Genomic DNA, 17021 nt, shown 5'->3' on the forward strand with positions numbered 1-17021 from the left:
GGGGGGGGGGGGCATGGTTTTTGTCCCTTTGGGGGTTTCTGTTTTTTTCCCGCCCCCCCCCCCGGGGCTCCGCCCCGGACCCCGCTCCTCAATCGCCGGAGGGGCTGATTCTCCCCACCGCCTCTTCCGGGTGATCAATCCGCGGAGGCGCAAGACGACCCGCCCCGCGCCACTAGACTGCTGTACAACAAACGCGTCAGGCCCACAGCGTCGTGCGTCTTCCACGCGGCTAGCACTTCTTCACCGCCTGCGGCCGTCGGGACGGCCGTCCGCATTGGACTTGTGAGGACTCACGTGAGCTCGAAACCCGTCGTACTCATCGCTGAAGAGCTGTCGCCCGCCACCGTCGACGCCCTCGGCCCGGACTTCGAGATCCGCCACTGCAACGGCGCGGACCGTGCCGAGCTGCTCCCGGCCATCGCCGAGGTGGACGCGATCCTGATCCGCTCGGCCACCAAGGTCGACGCCGAGGCGATCGCCGCCGCGAACCGGCTCAAGGTCGTCGCCCGCGCCGGCGTCGGCCTGGACAACGTCGACGTCTCGGCCGCCACCAAGGCCGGCGTGATGGTCGTCAACGCCCCCACCTCGAACATCGTGACCGCCGCCGAACTCGCCTGCGGTCTGATCGTCGCCACCGCGCGCAACATCCCGCAGGCCAACGCCGCGCTGAAGAACGGCGAGTGGAAGCGGAGCAAGTACACGGGCGTCGAGCTCGCCGAGAAGACCCTCGGTGTCGTGGGTCTGGGGCGGATCGGCGCCCTCGTCGCGCAGCGCATGTCCGCCTTCGGCATGAAGGTCGTCGCCTACGACCCCTACGTACAGCCCGCGCGGGCCGCGCAGATGGGCGTCAAGGTGGTGTCGCTGGACGAGCTGCTCGAGGTCTCCGACTTCATCACCGTCCACCTCCCCAAGACCCCCGAGACCCTCGGCCTCATCGGCGACGAGGCGCTGCGCAAGGTCAAGCCGAGCGTGCGCGTCATCAACGCCGCGCGCGGCGGCATCGTCGACGAGGAGGCGCTGTACTCGGCGCTCAAGGAGGGCCGCGTCGCCGGCGCCGGCCTCGACGTGTACGCCAAGGAGCCGTGCACCGACTCCCCGCTGTTCGAGTTCGACCAGGTCGTCTGCACCCCGCACCTCGGTGCCTCCACGGACGAGGCGCAGGAGAAGGCCGGTATCGCCGTCGCCCGCTCGGTGCGTCTCGCGCTCGCCGGTGAGCTGGTCCCGGACGCGGTGAACGTGCAGGGCGGTGTCATCGCCGAGGACGTCAAGCCGGGTCTGCCGCTCGCCGAGCGCCTCGGCCGCATCTTCACCGCGCTCGCGGGCGAGGTCGCGGTCCGCCTCGACGTCGAGGTGTACGGCGAGATCACCCAGCACGACGTGAAGGTCCTCGAACTCTCCGCGCTCAAGGGCGTCTTCGAGGACGTCGTCGACGAGACGGTGTCCTACGTCAACGCCCCGCTGTTCGCCCAGGAGCGCGGTGTCGAGGTCCGGCTGACCACCAGCTCCGAGTCGGCCGACCACCGCAACGTGGTCACCGTGCGCGGCACGCTCTCGGGCGGCGAGGAGATCTCGGTCTCCGGCACGCTGGCCGGTCCCAAGCACGTCCAGAAGATCGTCGCGGTCGGCGAGTACGACGTCGACCTCGCGCTCGCCGACCACATGGTCGTCCTGCGCTACGAGGACCGCCCGGGTGTCGTCGGCACAGTGGGCCGCATCCTCGGCGAGGCGGGCATCAACATCGCCGGCATGCAGGTCGCCCGGGCGACGGTCGGCGGCGAGGCGCTCGCCGTGCTGACGGTCGACGACACGGTGTCCGCGGGCGTTCTCGGCGAGCTCGCCGCGGAGATCGGTGCGACGTCCGCCCGCTCCGTCAACCTGGTCTGAGAGTCCGGGGGCTCTGCCCCCGGTCCCCCGTTCGCCCTGAACGGGCTCGTCCTCAAACGCCGGACGGGCTGAGTGAGTCAGCCTGTCCGGCGTTTTCCGTGGGCGCTTCCGGACGCACCCGCACCCGGCGCAGCGTCACCGACGCCAGGACCGCCGCCCCGGCGAACACCGCGGCACCCGCGATCGCCGCCGCGTTCATCCCCTGTGTGAAGGCCTCCCGAGCCGCCGTCGCCAGGGCGTCTCCCGCCTGCCCCGGCAGCCGCTCGGCGACGGCCAGCGCGCCGCCCAGCGTCTCGTGGGCCGCCGCCGGAGCGGAGTCCGGCATCTCGTTCCGATAGACGGCGGTGCCGATGGAGCCGAGGAACGCCATGCCCAGCGCCCCGCCGAACTCGGCGCCGGTCTCCATCAGGGACGAGGCGGAGCCCGCGCGTTCCACCGGAGCGGCGCCCAGCGCGAGGTCCATGATCTGGGACATCACCGTGGTGACGCCCATGGCGAGCACACCGCAGGCGACCAGGACGAGCACCAGGGAGTCCGTGCCCACGAACGACAGCAGTACGTAACCGCACACGGCGGTGGCGAAGCCCGCCGTCACCACGTGGGCGCGGTTGACGCCCTTCTGCACCAGATGGGTCGCGAACGGTGCCGCGAAGCCGATGGGCACCGACGGCACCAGCGCCCACAGGGCCGCCTCCAGAGCGCTCTTGTCGAGCACCGACTGGAGGTACTGCGTGGTGAAGAACGCGGAGCCCATCATCCCGAACATGGTGACCAGGTTGAGGGCGGCGGCCGGGCCGAAGCCGCGACCGCGGAACAGGGCCGGGGAGATCATCGGGGAGGCGGCCGTCCGCTGCCGGTGCACGAACAGGGCCGCGAAGAGCAGGCCGACGGTGACCGACACGACGTACCGCACGTTCCAGCCCTCGGACGGGATCTCCTTCAGGCCGTAGATGACCGGCAGCACGGCGGCCATGGACAGCGGGACGCTCGGCCAGTCGAAGCGACCCGGATCGGGGTCCTTGGACTCCGGCAGCAGGACCGGGCCGAGGACCAGCAGCAGGGCCATCGCCGGCAGGTTCACCAGGAAGACCGAGCCCCACCAGAAGAACTCCACCAGCAACCCGCTCAGCACCGAGCCGAGCGCCACGCCCGCCGTCATCACGGCGGACCAGATCGCGATCGCCTTCGCCCGCTGCGCGGGATCCAGGAAGAGCGAGCGCACCAGGGCCAGTGTGGAGGGCATCAGGGTGGCACCACCGATGCCGAGCAGCGCGCGGGCCGCGATCAGGGTCTCGGCGCTGTGCGCGTACGCCGCCACCAGGGAGGCGGCGCCGAACGCGGCGGCGCCGATCAGCAGCAGCCTGCGGCGGCCGATCCGGTCGCCCACCGAGCCCATGGTGATCAAGAGGCCCGCCACGGCGAACGCGTAGATGTCGAAGATCCACAGCTGCTGCGTGCCGCTGGGTTCCAGGTCCGCGCTGATCTCGGGGATCGCGAAGTAGAGGACCGAGACGTCCATCGAGACCAGCAGCAGCGGAAGCATCAGCACAGCGAGCGCGGTCCACTCACGGCGGCCGGCGCGGGGCGGTTTCGTCGTCATGCCCGGGACTGTACGCACGTCTTATACGCTTGTCTAGAACGGCCGTATAAGACGGGCGTATGGAAGCGCGGGTAGGGTGGCGCCATGGGACACCGTGAGGATCTGCTCGAGGGCGCCAAGCGCTGCCTGCTGGCCAAGGGCTTCGTGCGCACGACGGCGCGTGACATCGTCAAGGAGTCGGGGACCAACCTGGCGTCCATCGGCTACCACTACGGGTCCAAGGACGCGCTGCTCGCCCAGGCCTACATCGCGCTGGTGGCGGACACGGGCGACGCCTTCGAGGGCAAGGTGGACGACACCGAGCCCGGCTCCCTCGAACGCTTCCAGCAGACCTGGTCGAACATCATCGACACCATGAAGGAGCCCGGCTCGGTCTGGCGGCTCAGCATGGAGGCCCTCGCGTTCGGCGACCGGCTGCCCGAGGTCCGCGACCATCTGGCGTCGGCCCAGCGGGAGGCCGGGCGCGGACTGATCCCGCTGCTGATGGGCGGCCGTGAGGAGGACGTCTCCGACGAGACCGCGGACACCCTCGGCATGTTCTACGTGACCCTGATGACCGGTCTCATCGCCCAGTGGACCTTCGACCCGAAGTCCGCGCCCAGCAGCGAGCAGCTGACGGCCGGCTTGCGCCGGGTGATCGAGGCCGCCGCTACAGACGGTGCGCCTTGAGCGTCATGTGCAGCAGCAGCCGGTCCTCGCCGTCGTCCAGGTCCAGGCCCGTGAGCTGTTCGATGCGGGACAGGCGGTAGTACAGGGTCTGGCGGTGGATGCCCAGCTCGGCGGCCGTGCGGCCGGCCTGGCCCGCGCAGTCGAGGTAGACCTCGGCGGTGCGGGCCAGTTCGGCCTGCGCGGGGGAGAGCAGGGGGCTGACGACCGGGTCGTGGGCGGCCCCCGGGGGCAGCGCGGTCAGCAGGCGGAAGGGGCCGATCGACCCCCACAGGGCGACCGGTCCGAGCCGGGGTTCGGCCAGCGCCGCCCGCGCCGCCGCCGACGCCTCCTCCCAGGCCGCGCCCAGTTCGGCCAGCCCCGCGCGGGGCGCGGCGATCCCGGCGGCCACCGGGGGCCCGCCCCGGCGCCCCGGACCGGTCGCGCCGGCCCGCTCGAGCAGCCGGGAGGCCGCCGTCGTCGCCGGGGCGAGGACGTCCGTCGAGCGCAGCCGCAGCAGCAGCGCCAGGGACAGACCGGTGGCGCCCCACGGCAGCGTGCACAGCGCCGTCGCCCCCGGCACCGTACGGACCGACGGGGCGTCGTCCGGGTCGGCGGAGGGCCACGGGGCGATGCAGACCGCCGTGTGCAGACCGTCCGCGCGGGTACCGAGCGCGGTGCGCAGCTCCGCGACGGCCATGTCCCGCTGCCAGTCCCGTTCGGCCGTCAGCACCGCCCGCAGTTCACGGGTGAGGTCGGCGCCGTGCTGCGCCTCGTCGGCGAGCAGCGCCCCGATCCGGGCCGTCACCCGCATGGCCGCGTCCAGCTGCCGCTCGGACGGGCCGGGGTCGTAGTCGAGCAGCCAGACGTATCCGAGGACGACACCCCGATGGCGTACCGGCAGACAGACGCGTCCCCGGTGCACGCCCGCCTCGGGGGTGCGCGGGATGCGGACCGGGCCGGTCGCCCGGGTGATGCCGAAGCCCTCGAACCAGGCGCGGACGGCGGCCGTCGAGCGGCGGGTCAGGATCGATCGGGTGCGCACCGGGTCCAGCGCGGACGGGTCGAGGTCGCCCTCGCTGTCGTACGCCCCGAAGGCGATCAGCTCGAAATCCCGGTTCTCCAGGGTCGCCGGAGCGCCGAGCAGCTCCGAGATCTCGTCCACCAGCTCCTGGTAGTCATCCCTGTATTCCGACGTCACCCGGGCATTCTGCCCCAAAATCCCGGAGCCTTCATACATCTGTCTGAGATCTGCCGCGTGGATGCGTGACAGCTGTCGATGGCCCACGATCGGGGTCATCCTTAGGTTTCACGGTGGTTCTCCGTGCCGTACCCGAATGGTCGGGTGACGGCCTCATGCAGCTTGTGGAGGTGCCCCGTGCTGGGTCCCGTGATTCTCGCCGCGTCGCGCAGCGACCGGATGCGACGCCTGATCTCGGCGGCCCCGGTGAGCAAGCAGGTCGTCGACCGCTTCATCCCCGGTGAGACCGTCGACGAGATCCTGCCGATCATCCAGGAGCTCACCGGCAACGGCCTGGAACTCACCATGGACGTCGTCGGCGAGGACATCACCACCCCCGAGCAGGCCGCCGCCGCCCGCGACGCCTACCTGGAGCTGATCGACCGGCTGAAGCCGCTGGAGCTCGGCACCCGCGCCGAGATGTCGGTGAAGCTGTCGATGTTCGGCCAGGCCCTCCCCGGAGGCCACGAGCTGGCCCTCGCCAACGTCCGCCCGGTCGTCGAGGCCGCCGCGGAGATCGGCACCACCGTCACGCTGGACGCAGAGGACCACACCACCCTCGACTCGATGTTCGCCATCCACGAGGAGCTGCGGAAGGACGTCCCGCAGACGGGCTGCGTCATCCAGGCCTACCTCTTCCGCACCGAGGAGGACGCGCGCCGCCTCGCCGCGGCCGGCAGTCGCGTACGGTTGGTGAAGGGCGCCTACAAGGAGCCCGCCGAGGTCGCCTACCAGCAGAAGCACGAGATCGACAAGGCGTACGTGCGCATCCTGCGGACGCTGATGGAGGGCGAGGGCTACCCGATGATCGGGTCCCACGACCCGCGCCTGATCTCCATCACCCAGGAACTGGCCCGCACCGCCGGCCGCAAGCTCGACGAGTACGAGTTCCAGATGCTCTACGGCATCCGCAGCGACGAGCACCTGCGACTGGCCGCCGAGGGCCACCGCATGCGCGTCTACACGGCCTACGGCACCGACTGGTACGGCTACTTCATGCGGCGCCTGGCGGAGAAGCCGGCCAACCTCCGGTTCTTCGCCCGCAGCATGATCACCAAGGGCTGACACCACACCGCTCAGATAAGGAGTTACGGAACCCATGGACGCTGTGACCCAGGTCCCCACCCCCGTCAACGAGCCGGTGCACGGCTACGCCCCCGGTACGCCCGAGCGCGCCCGGCTGGAGGCCAAGCTCAAGGAGCTGGCCGACAACCCGATCGACCTGCCCTGCACCATCGGCGGCGAGAAGCGGATGGGCGGCGGCGAGCGCTTCGACGTCGTGCAGCCGCACAACCACAAGGCCCGCCTGGGCACCTACGCCAACGCCACCCAGCAGGACGCCCAGGACGCGATCGACGCGGCCCTCGCCGCCGCGCCCGCCTGGCGCGCGATGTCCTTCGACGACCGCGCGGCGATCATCCTGCGCGCCGCCGAGCTGCTGGCCGGCCCCTGGCGCGAGACCATCGCCGCCTCCACCATGCTGGGCCAGTCCAAGACCGCCCAGCAGGCCGAGATCGACAGCCCCTGTGAGCTGGTCGACTTCTGGCGCTTCAACGTCCACTACGCGCGCGGCATCCTCGCCGAGCAGCCCCCGGCCAACTCCCCGGGTGTGTGGAACCGCCTCGACCACCGCCCGCTGGAGGGCTTCGTCTACGCGATCACGCCGTTCAACTTCAGCGCGATCGCCGCCAACCTGCCCACCGCGCCGGCCCTCATGGGCAACGTGGTGGTCTGGAAGCCGTCGCCGACCCAGACCCACGCCGCCGTGCTGCTGATGCAGCTGCTGGAGGAGGCCGGTCTGCCCAAGGGCGTCATCAACCTCGTCACCGGCGACGGCATCGAGGTCTCCAAGGTCGCCCTGGTCCACCGGGACCTGGCCGGCATCCACTTCACCGGTTCGACGAAGACCTTCCAGCACCTGTGGAAGACGGTCGGCCAGAACATCGAGAAGTACCGCACCTACCCCCGCCTGGTCGGCGAGACCGGCGGCAAGGACTTCCTGGTCGCCCACCCGAGCGCCGACCGCGCGGTCCTCAAGACCGCCCTGACCCGCGGTGCCTTCGAGTACCAGGGCCAGAAGTGCAGCGCCACCTCGCGCGCGTACATCCCGGCGTCGATCTGGAACGACGGCTTCAAGGAGGAGTTCGCCGCCGAGGTCGACTACATCACCATGGGTGACGTCACCGACCTGTCGAACTTCGTCGGCGCCGTCATCGACGAGCGGTCCTTCGCGAAGAACAAGGCCGCCATCGACCGTGCCAAGGCGGACCCGTCCTGCACGATCGTCGCGGGCGGCTCCTACGACGACTCGGTCGGCTACTTCGTCCGCCCGACCGTCATCGAGTGCGACGACCCGGAGAACGAGGTGTTCCGCACCGAGTACTTCGGCCCGATCCTCGCCGTGCACGTCTACGACGACAGCACGGCCGAAAAGTACGACGAGATGCTGACCCAGATGGAGTCGGTGTCCGACTACGCCCTCACCGGCTCGGTCATCTCCAACGACCGCGCGGCGGCGGCGTACACGATGGAGAAGCTGCGCTACGCGGCCGGCAACTTCTACATCAACGACAAGTCGACCGGTGCCGTCGTCGGCCAGCAGCCCTTCGGCGGCGGCCGTGCCTCCGGCACCAACGACAAGGCCGGCGCCCCGCAGAACCTGATGCGCTGGACCCTGACCCGCGCCATCAAGGAGACGCTGGTCCCGCCGACCGACTACACGTACCCGCACATGGGCTGACGCCCACGCTCCACCGTGAGCTCCGCCCCCGATTCGGAACCCCCCTCCGGATCGGGGGCGGTTTCCATTCCGCCGGACGGGGTGCTAGCCCGGCATTTCCGTCCGCTCCCACCACTCGTACACGGGGAGCCTGCCTTCAGGTGTGTCCGCCTGGCGCGACGTCGGCCTGAAGTGTTCGAAGCCGTTGCGGTACTTGATCTTCGCGTCCGGCCCCGGGGACGGGGCCGGGACGATGCGTTCCGGCAGTTCGTCCGGGCCGCCCTCGAGGAACACTTTCGGCGTGTCGTTCATGGCCTCACCGTTCTTCCGTCTCGTCCGTCTCGGTGACTGACTCATACCGGGCAGGGCACGCCATGACGCACCGTCCCACTCGGACGGAGCGTTGCGGAGGCCGAGATGCCTCCGCCGTCTCAGATAGTAGGAAGTCCGAGTAATTGTGCAGACAGAAGTGCCGGGCTCCCTTAGCTTTGTAGGAGCCGAACGACTCGCTCGATCAAGCGAATGGCGGTCGTGAGCCGGGCCCCGTGCAGGCAACCCCTGCGGCCCGCCGCTCCCCGCCCCCTCCGGCATCGCGTCACCTCTCGTCACCCCCTTTCCGTACTCCACGTATGCCGAAGGAGTCGATGACCCATGGCCGAGACGACCCTCCGCCGCCGCGTCCGTCACATCTCCCGCACCACCGAAGCCGACCGCAAGAACGCCGCAGCCGCGCTCCAGCGCGCCCTGGACCGCAGGGACAACGGCGGCTCGACCGGTCACTGACGCGCCGACGGCGTCCGTATGGCGGACGCCGTATGTCATCCCGTGGGACGAGGAGTAGGGTGCCCGCATGTCTCGCAGCATCAATCTCGCAGTGATCCCCGGTGACGGCATCGGCCAGGAGGTCGTGGCCGAAGGTCTCAAGGTCCTCTCCGCCGTCCTTCCGCAGGATGTGAAGCTGGAGACCAAGGAGTACGACTTCGGCGCCAAGCGCTACCACGCCACCGGTGAGACCCTCACCGAGGCCGACCTCGCCGAACTGAAGCGGCACGACGCCATCCTGCTCGGCGCCATCGGGGACCCCTCGGTCCCCTCCGGCGTCCTCGAGCGCGGCTTCCTGCTCAAGCTCCGCTTCGCCTTCGACCACCACGTCAACCTGCGGCCCAGCAAGCTCCTGCCCGGCGTGGCCACCCCGCTCGCCGGCCAGCCGGAGATCGACTTCGTCGTCGTGCGCGAGGGCACCGAGGGCCCGTACACGGGCAACGGCGGCACCATCCGCACGGGCACGCCGCACGAGGTCGCCACCGAGGTCTCCGTGAACACGGCCTTCGGTGTGGAGCGCGTGGTCCGCGACGCCTTCGCCCGCGCCCAGGCCCGCCCGCGCAAGAAGCTCACGCTGGTCCACAAGAACAACGTGCTGACCTTCGCCGGCCACCTCTGGACGAACATCTTCAACAAGGTGGCCGAGGAGTACCCCGAGGTCACCACCGACTACATCCACGTCGACGCCGCGACCATCTACCTGGTGACCGACCCGGCCCGCTTCGACGTCATCGTCACCGACAACCTCTTCGGCGACATCATCACCGACCTCGCCGCTGCCGTCTCCGGCGGTATCGGCGTCGCGGCCTCCGGCAACATCAACCCGGACCGCGTGTACCCGTCGATGTTCGAGCCCGTGCACGGCTCGGCCCCGGACATCGCCGGCCAGGGCAAGGCCGACCCCAGCGCCACGGTCCTGTCCGTCGCCCTCCTGCTGCGTCACCTCGGCCACGACGCCGAGGCCGACCGCATCGAGGACGCCGTCTCCGCCGACCTCGCGGAGCGCGGTGGCCTGCCCGCCCGCAGCACCTCGGAGATCGGCGACGCGCTCGCCGCACGAGTAGCCGGCTGACCCGGCGCACTCCCTCGAGAACACTCGAAGCCGCCGGGTCGCAACAGCACCCGGCGGCTTCCCCCTGTCCCCGCCGGGTGCCACCATCGACCACCGGGCCGCATTCACCCTGTTTCTTCCGCCGTCGCCTCCGGGCGATAATCGAACGCGGAGCCGCGGAATGAGGGAATGCTCGGACGTCCTAGTACTGGCCACCGGCCGTACGGGCGTGTGACGCGGCCCGTCACTACAACCGGTGAAGGACAACCACTCATGACGACGCCCACGATCGAGCTCAAGCCCTCGGCCCATCCGCTCTCGGACGCAGAGCGGGAGGCGATCCTGGCCAGCCCCGGATTCGGCCGCCACTTCACCGATCACATGGTGACCATCAAGTGGACCGAGGGTCGCGGCTGGCACGACGGCCAGCTCGTCCCGTACGCGCCGATCTCCCTCGACCCCGCGACCACCGTCCTGCACTACGCGCAGGAGATCTTCGAGGGCCTGAAGGCCTACCGTCAGCCCGACGGGTCCGTCGCCACCTTCCGTCCCGAGAAGAACGCCGAGCGCTTCCAGCGCTCCGCCCGCCGCCTGGCCATGCCCGAACTCCCGGTCGAGACCTTCATCGAGGCGTGCGACGCCCTCGTCACGCAGGACAAGGCATGGGTGCCGGCGCACGGCGGCGAGGAGTCCCTCTACCTGCGCCCGTTCATGATCGCCACCGAGGTCGGGCTGGGCGTGAAGCCCGCCAACGAATACCTGTTCCTGGTCATCGCCTCCCCGGCCGGCGCCTACTTCCCCGGTGGCGTGAAGCCCGTCTCCATCTGGGTCTCCGAGGACCGGGTCCGGGCCGTTCCCGGCGGCATGGGCGACGCCAAGACCGGCGGCAACTACGCGGCCTCCCTGCTCGCCCAGGCCGAGGCCGCCACCAAGGGCTGCGACCAGGTCTGCTACCTCGACGCCGTGGAGCACCAGTGGGTCGAGGAACTGGGCGGCATGAACCTGTACTTCGTCTACGGCGACAAGATCGTCACGCCCACGCTGAGCGGCTCCATCCTGGAGGGCGTCACCCGTGACTCCCTGCTGGGCGTCGCCCGCGACCTCGGCTACGAGGCCGTCGAGGAGCGCGTCTCGGTCGAGCAGTGGCAGCGCGACTCGGAGAACGGCAGCCTCACCGAGGTCTTCGCCTGCGGCACGGCGGCCGTCATCACCCCGGTCGGCACCGTCAAGCGGGCCGGAGCCGAGTGGCGGCAGAGCGGCGGCGAGCCCGGCGAGGTCACCCTCCGGCTGCGCCAGGCCCTCCTCGACATCCAGCGCGGCACCGCCGAGGACAAGCACGGCTGGATGCACCCGCTCGGCTGAGCGCCCCCACCCTCTCCGTCAGGCCGCCCCCGACTCCGTGCCGGGGGCGGCCTTTTCGACGGCGTGAACACCCAGCGCCCGCATCCTGAGACGGATCGTGAGCACGGGGGCGGGTTGTGCCAAACTGCCCCCGTGCTCTCGTTCGCCACGATTATTGGCAGCAGGCGCGCCGGTCCGCAGTGACCGCACGTACGACACCGTACGGGCGGACACCGTCGTCCTCGACCCGCGCGCAGACCTCTCGCACCCGCGAGAGGTTTTTCTGTTTCCTGGCCCACCCGCAGCCGGGGAGCCGGCGCGAGGGACCATGGGGGAACGGTGGAACCGGTCATTCCGGTAGACCGAGATCAACTCAGGAGCCTTCAGACCATGACCGCAACCAGCGAGCCCGACGACTCGTTCCACGTCTTCGACACCACCCTGCGCGACGGCGCACAGCGTGAGGGCATCAACCTCACGGTCGCCGACAAGCTCGCCATCGCACGGCACCTGGACGAGTTCGGCGTCGGCTTCATCGAGGGCGGCTGGCCCGGCGCGAACCCGCGGGACACCGAGTTCTTCGCCCGCGCCCAGCAGGAGATCGACTTCCGGCACGCGAAGCTGGTCGCCTTCGGCGCCACCCGTCGCGCCGGCACCACCGCCGCGAAGGACCCGCAGGTCAGGGCGCTCCTCGACTCCGGCGCCCAGGTGATCACCCTGGTCGCCAAGTCCCATGACCGCCATGTCGAGCTGGCCCTGCGCACCACCCTCGACGAGAACCTGGAGATGGTCCGCGACACGGTGTCCTTCCTCAAGGGGGAGGGCCGCCGGGTCTTCGTCGACTGCGAGCACTTCTTCGACGGCTACCGCGCCAACCCCGAGTACGCGAAGGCGGTCGTGCGCGCCGCCGCCGAGGCCGGCGCCGACGTGGTCGTCCTGTGCGACACCAACGGCGGCATGCTCCCCGCGCAGATCCAGGCCGTGGTCTCCACCGTGCTCGCCGACACCGGCGCCCGGCTCGGCATCCACGCCCAGGACGACACCGGCTGCGCGGTCGCCAACACCCTCGCCGCCGTCGACGCGGGCGCCACCCACGTCCAGTGCACCGCCAACGGGTACGGCGAGCGGGTCGGCAACGCCAACCTCTTCCCCGTCGTGGCCGCCCTGGAGCTGAAGTACGGCAAGCGGGTGCTGCCCGAGGGCCGGCTGCGCGAGATGACCCGCATCTCCCACGCCATCGCCGAGGTCGTCAACCTCACCCCGTCCACGCACCAGCCGTACGTCGGTGTCTCCGCCTTCGCGCACAAGGCCGGACTGCACGCCTCCGCGATCAAGGTCGACCCGGACCTCTACCAGCACATCGACCCCGAGCAGGTCGGCAACACCATGCGGATGCTGGTCTCCGACATGGCCGGCCGGGCCTCCATCGAGCTCAAGGGCAAGGAGCTGGGCATCGACCTCGGCGGCGACCGCGAACTGGTCGGCCGGGTCGTCGAGCGGGTCAAGGAGCGCGAGCTCAAGGGCTACACGTACGAGGCCGCCGACGCCTCGTTCGAACTGCTGCTCCGCGCGGAGGCCGAGGGCAGGCCGCTGAAGTACTTCGACGTCGAGTCCTGGCGCGCGATCGTCGAGGACCGCCCCGACGGCACCCACGCCAACGAGGCCACGGTGAAGCTGTGGGCCAAGAGCGAGCGCATCGTCGCCACCGCGGAGGGCAACGGCCCCGTCAACGCCCTGGACCGCGCCCTGCGCGTCGCCCTGGAGAAGATCTATCCGCAGCTCGCCAAGCTGGAGCTGGTCGACTACAAGGTCCGCATCCTGGAGGGCAAGCACGGCACCCAGTCCACCACCCGCGTCCTGATCTCCACCTCCGACGGGGCGGCGGAGTGGGCGACGGTGGGCGTCGCGGACAACGTCATCGCCGCGTCCTGGCAGGCCCTGGAGGACGCCTACACCTACGGGCTGCTGCGGGCGGGCGTGGAGCCGGCCGCGTAGGAGTCCGTACGCCCGGGTCCCGGCGGGGGCGGTAGCGAAGCCCCTGCCGCCCGGATGTCCGTTTCCGGCCTGATTCGGGTAGCTTCGAAGGTATGAAGGCCGCGACGACGCGTACCCTCGTACGCCTGCTGATCGTGCCGGTGGCCGCCCTCCTGGCGGTCCTGATGGTCGGTGCGCCAGGGGCGCACGCGGCCACCGACCTCTCGGAGATCGCCCAGCACCTGCGCGAGAGCCCCGTCTACGTCGATCCCGAGGCCCGGGACATCCTGGCCGAGTCCGACGCCGAGGCCCTGGCCGACAAGATCGAGGACGCGGACGAACCGGTCTTCGTGGCGGTCCTCCCGGCGGACTATCCGACGCAGAACCTCTTCCAGAACCTGCGCACCGAGACCGGTGTCACGGGTCTGTACGGCATCCGCCTCGGTGACGAGTTCGACGCCCGCGCCGACAGCAGTGTGCTGAGCAGGCAGGGCGTGCAGAACCTGGTCACCTCCGTGCAGGGCGCCGGTGACGCCAAGGCCCAGCTGAACGACTTCGTCGACAGCGCGCTGCGCAGCACCGGCGGCACCGGGCCCAGCTCCTGGAGCGAAGGGTCCGGCGGTGACGTCCCCGTCGGCGGGCTGATCACCGTCGGAGCGGTGCTGGCGGCGGGCGGCGCGGGCGCGTACGCCTTCGTCCGGCGCAACCGGCGGCGCCACGAGGAGGAGCAGCGGGCCGCGCTGGAGAAGCTGCGGGTGGTGGTCGACGAGGACATCACCGCGTTCGGCGAGGAACTCGACCGCCTCGACTTCCATCCCGGCGAGCCCGGTGCGGACGACGCGATGCGCGCGGACTACGAGCACGCGCTGGACTCCTACGAGCGGTCCAAGTCGTTCATGGCCGCGGCCCGCAAACCGGAGGACGTCCGCGCCGTGACCCAGGCCGTGGAGGACGGCCGCTTCGCCCTCGCCACCCTCGCGGCCCGGCGGACGGGACAGCCGCTGCCCGAACGCCGCCCGCCCTGCTTCTTCGACCCGCGCCACGGCCCCTCGGTGGCCGACGAGGTGTGGACGCCGCCGGGCGGCGCCGAGCGCGAGGTGCCGGTGTGCGCGGCGGACCGGGCACGGCTGGCCGACGGCCTCGATCCCGCCGTCCGCGAGGTCGACACCGAGTACGGGCGCCGGCCCTACTGGGACGCCGGTCCCGCCTACGGCCCCTGGGCCGGCGGCTACTTCGGCGGCGGCATGCTGCCCGGCCTGCTCGTCGGCACCATGCTCGGCAGCATGATGGCCGGGCCCGCCTACGCGGCCGACTACGGAGCCGGCTACGGCGACTTCGGCGGCTACGGGGGCGGTGACGTCTCGGGCGGGGACTTCGACGGCGGGGACTTCGGCGGTGGTTTCGGCGGCGGAGGCTTCGGCGGTGGCGACTTCGGCGGGGGCGGGGACTTCGGCGGCGGCTTCTGAGCGACGTCCGAGCGGTTGCTGAGCGGTTGGCTGCTGAGCGGCTGCTGAGACGGCTCTCCCGCCACCGCCGCACCGTGTCCGGACACGCCGAGCGCCCGCCCTCCCGCACGGGGGAGTCGGGGGGCGGGCGCGCTCGGGGGGCGCCGCGGGCGGCGCCGGCGGCGGATCAGGCGTTGCGGATCGCCGAGATGTCGAAGTTCAGCTTGATCTTGTCGGAGATCAGCACGCCACCCGTCTCCAGGGCCGCGTTCCAGGTCAGGCCCCACTCGGAGCGCAGGATCTCCGCCTTGCCCTCGAAGCCCACGCGCTCGTTGCCGAACGGGTCCTTCGCGGCGCCGTTGAACTCCAGGTCGATGGTGAGCGGCCGAGTGGTGCCCAGGATGGTCAGATCACCGGTGATGCGGTAATCGTCGCCGCCGAGGGCCTCCGCCTTGGTGGAACGGAAGGTCATCGTCGGGAACTCGTCCGTCTTGAAGAAGTCGGCGCTCTTCAGGTGGCCGTCACGGTCGGCGTTGCCCGTCTCGATGCTCTCCATCACCACGTCGATGGTGGCCGTGGACTGGGACGGGTCGGCGCCGTCGAGGTGCAGCGTGCCGGTGAAGTCCTGGAAGCTGCCCTTGACGTTGGTGACCATGGCGTGGCGGGCGACGAAGCCGAACGCGCTGTGCGCGGGGTCGATCGTGTAGTCGCCGGTCAGCGCGGCCAGGTCGGGGGTGACCGCGGTGTCGGCGGCGGTGGCGGTCTCGTTGCCCTTGCGGTTGAAGATGCCCATGATGTTCCTCCAAGGAGATCACGTTGAAGATTCAACTAACTCAACAGGACCCACCGTAGACCTATTCCCCTTCAAGTTTCAACATCTTCGGCGGACGTGTCCCGATTGAGTCGCTGAAACGAGTGGTACTCGCCCATCGTGCCCTCGGTCGCGGTCTTGGTGGAGCTGCTGCGGCGAGATACGTCGGGCGGCCAGGTGAAGTGCTGGGAGCACTTCGCGTGGAGTGCCGCCCGCCTACCGGAGCGCCTGCCCGACGACTCCCGCGGCACACCCGTCGACCTGACCGTCTACTTCCTGGGCGAGCGCGAACGGGTCGAAGCCCTGTCCCCGCACGTCCGGCTCGTCATGCTCCGGCCGGTGCTCAGCTCGGCGGGCACACGGTCCGCCGACCGCGCGGAGGACGTCTGCGACCTCGCGCCGTACCACCCGCGTCTCGCGGCCCTGCTGCCCCGCCACGACGTCTGGCACCTCACCCACAGTTTCGCCTTCGCCGCCACCGCCGTACGGCTCGACCGCCGCGCGGCCCGGCGGTACGCCCGACGGCCCCGGCTCATCGCCTCCGTGCACACCGACGTACCGCTGCTGGCCTCCGTCTACTCCCGCTATCTGGCCGGCCGATGGCTGCCGGGCCACCATCCGCACGTGGACGACCTGCTCGCCGACCGGGCCGAGACCGCGCTGCGCCGACGCCGGGACCGGCAACTGGACCACTGCGAACGCGTCCTCGTCCCGACCCCGGAAGGACGCGCGGAGCTCGCCCGCACCCTCGGCCCGCACCGGGTCGCCCTGCTGCGCCGGGGCGTCGACCACGACCTCTTCCGGCCCGACCCCACCGCGCGGCCCTGGCTGGCGCGCGAACACGGCGTACCGGCCGACCGCCCGCTGGTGCTGTTCGCCGGCCGGCTGGACGCCAGCAAGGGCGTGCCGCTGCTGACCGAGAGCTTCCGGCTGCTGCGCGCCCGGGGCGGTGCCGCGCACCTGGTCATGGCGGGTTCGGGCGCGGAGGAGAACGCCGTACGCCGTGTGCTCGGTCCGGATGTCACCCTGCTCGGGCCGCTTCCGCAGGACCGGCTGGCACGGGTGTACGCGGGCTGCGACATCTTCGCCTTCCCCTCCCGTACGGAGACCAGCGGCAACGTCGTCGCCGAGGCGATGGCGTGCGGCCTGGCGGTCGTCCTGCCCGAGGGCGCGCACACCACCCGGTGGCTGGCCGCACCGGGTTTCGACGGCATCGTCGTACCGGCCGATTCCCCGGTGGCGTGGGCGGACGCCCTGCACCCGCTGGTCGGGCGTGCGGCCGCACGGGAGGCGGTACGGCGCCGGGCCATGGAGACGTCCCGGACCGCCCACCCCACCTGGGACCGCGTACTCGAGGAGGACCTCCTCCCGATCTGGACCGCTTGACCCACCGGCTCGGGGGGGGGGGGGGGGGGGGGGGGGGGGGGGGGGGGGGGGGGGGGGGGGGGGGGGGGGGGGGGGGGGGGGGGGGGGGGGGGGGGGGGAGGTA

The 17021-nt window shown here is 71.0% G+C and carries 14 protein-coding genes; 10 read left to right on the forward strand and 4 right to left on the reverse strand.

The window, feature by feature from the left end:
* The first annotated feature begins 294 nt into the window (after positions 1 to 294).
* Positions 295 to 1884, forward strand: coding sequence for a phosphoglycerate dehydrogenase (gene serA / locus ACZ470_RS30475; RefSeq protein WP_468432391.1), 1590 nt, complete (start codon positions 295 to 297; stop codon positions 1882 to 1884).
* A gap of 52 nt (positions 1885 to 1936) precedes the next feature.
* On the opposite strand, the gene ACZ470_RS30480 is transcribed toward serA, so the two are convergent.
* The gene (locus tag ACZ470_RS30480) at positions 1937 to 3484 is read right to left on the reverse strand and encodes an MFS transporter (RefSeq protein WP_468432393.1); all 1548 of its coding nucleotides are present in this window, start codon (positions 3482 to 3484) and stop codon (positions 1937 to 1939) included.
* Positions 3485 to 3568: 84 nt separating this feature from the next.
* On the opposite strand from ACZ470_RS30480, the gene ACZ470_RS30485 reads away from it, so the two are divergent.
* Entirely contained in the window at positions 3569 to 4153 is a 585-nt protein-coding gene (locus tag ACZ470_RS30485; RefSeq protein ID WP_468432394.1) for a TetR/AcrR family transcriptional regulator, read from the forward strand.
* On the opposite strand, the gene ACZ470_RS30490 is transcribed toward ACZ470_RS30485, so the two are convergent.
* On the reverse strand, positions 4134 to 5369 hold the full coding sequence (locus tag ACZ470_RS30490) for a PucR family transcriptional regulator (RefSeq protein ID WP_468432396.1): 1236 nt from the start codon (positions 5367 to 5369) through the stop codon (positions 4134 to 4136). The genes ACZ470_RS30485 and ACZ470_RS30490 overlap by 20 nt on opposite strands.
* Before the next feature lie 138 nt (positions 5370 to 5507).
* On the opposite strand from ACZ470_RS30490, the gene ACZ470_RS30495 reads away from it, so the two are divergent.
* Positions 5508 to 6434, forward strand: a complete 927-nt coding sequence (locus ACZ470_RS30495; RefSeq protein ID WP_468432397.1) for a proline dehydrogenase family protein — start codon at positions 5508 to 5510, stop codon at positions 6432 to 6434.
* Between the two features lie 34 nt (positions 6435 to 6468).
* On the forward strand, positions 6469 to 8109 hold the full coding sequence (gene pruA, locus ACZ470_RS30500) for an L-glutamate gamma-semialdehyde dehydrogenase (protein WP_468432399.1): 1641 nt from the start codon (positions 6469 to 6471) through the stop codon (positions 8107 to 8109).
* Between the two features lie 84 nt (positions 8110 to 8193).
* On the opposite strand, the gene ACZ470_RS30505 is transcribed toward pruA, so the two are convergent.
* Positions 8194 to 8400 (reverse strand): DUF5988 family protein, encoded by a 207-nt coding sequence (locus tag ACZ470_RS30505; protein ID WP_468432401.1) that lies wholly within the window; start codon positions 8398 to 8400, stop codon positions 8194 to 8196.
* Between the two features lie 339 nt (positions 8401 to 8739).
* On the opposite strand from ACZ470_RS30505, the gene ACZ470_RS30510 reads away from it, so the two are divergent.
* The 5 genes from ACZ470_RS30510 (at position 8740) to ACZ470_RS30530 (ending at position 14742) form a co-directional block, all read left to right on the forward strand.
* A complete protein-coding gene (locus tag ACZ470_RS30510) occupies positions 8740 to 8871 on the forward strand; it encodes a hypothetical protein (RefSeq protein ID WP_468432403.1) in 132 nt (43 codons plus the stop codon).
* Positions 8872 to 8938: 67 nt separating this feature from the next.
* Complete coding sequence (locus ACZ470_RS30515) at positions 8939 to 9982, forward strand: 3-isopropylmalate dehydrogenase (RefSeq protein ID WP_468432404.1); 1044 nt, start codon at positions 8939 to 8941, stop codon at positions 9980 to 9982.
* 252 nt (positions 9983 to 10234) lie between these two features.
* Entirely contained in the window at positions 10235 to 11323 is a 1089-nt protein-coding gene (locus ACZ470_RS30520) for a branched-chain amino acid aminotransferase (RefSeq protein WP_468432406.1), read from the forward strand.
* Between the two features lie 369 nt (positions 11324 to 11692).
* Positions 11693 to 13297, forward strand: coding sequence for a citramalate synthase (gene cimA, locus ACZ470_RS30525; RefSeq protein ID WP_468432408.1), 1605 nt, complete (start codon positions 11693 to 11695; stop codon positions 13295 to 13297).
* Between the two features lie 92 nt (positions 13298 to 13389).
* Positions 13390 to 14742: a hypothetical protein gene (locus ACZ470_RS30530; protein ID WP_468432410.1), complete on the forward strand. Its 1353-nt coding sequence runs from the start codon at positions 13390 to 13392 to the stop codon at positions 14740 to 14742.
* A 166-nt stretch (positions 14743 to 14908) separates the two neighbouring features.
* On the opposite strand, the gene ACZ470_RS30535 is transcribed toward ACZ470_RS30530, so the two are convergent.
* Entirely contained in the window at positions 14909 to 15514 is a 606-nt protein-coding gene (locus tag ACZ470_RS30535; protein ID WP_468432412.1) for a YceI family protein, read from the reverse strand.
* Between the two features lie 138 nt (positions 15515 to 15652).
* On the opposite strand from ACZ470_RS30535, the gene ACZ470_RS30540 reads away from it, so the two are divergent.
* A complete protein-coding gene (locus tag ACZ470_RS30540; RefSeq protein WP_468432414.1) occupies positions 15653 to 16918 on the forward strand; it encodes a glycosyltransferase in 1266 nt (421 codons plus the stop codon).
* The last annotated feature ends 103 nt before the right edge of the window (positions 16919 to 17021 follow it).

It is taken from the genome of Streptomyces sp. NPDC031111, from assembly GCF_055570675.1.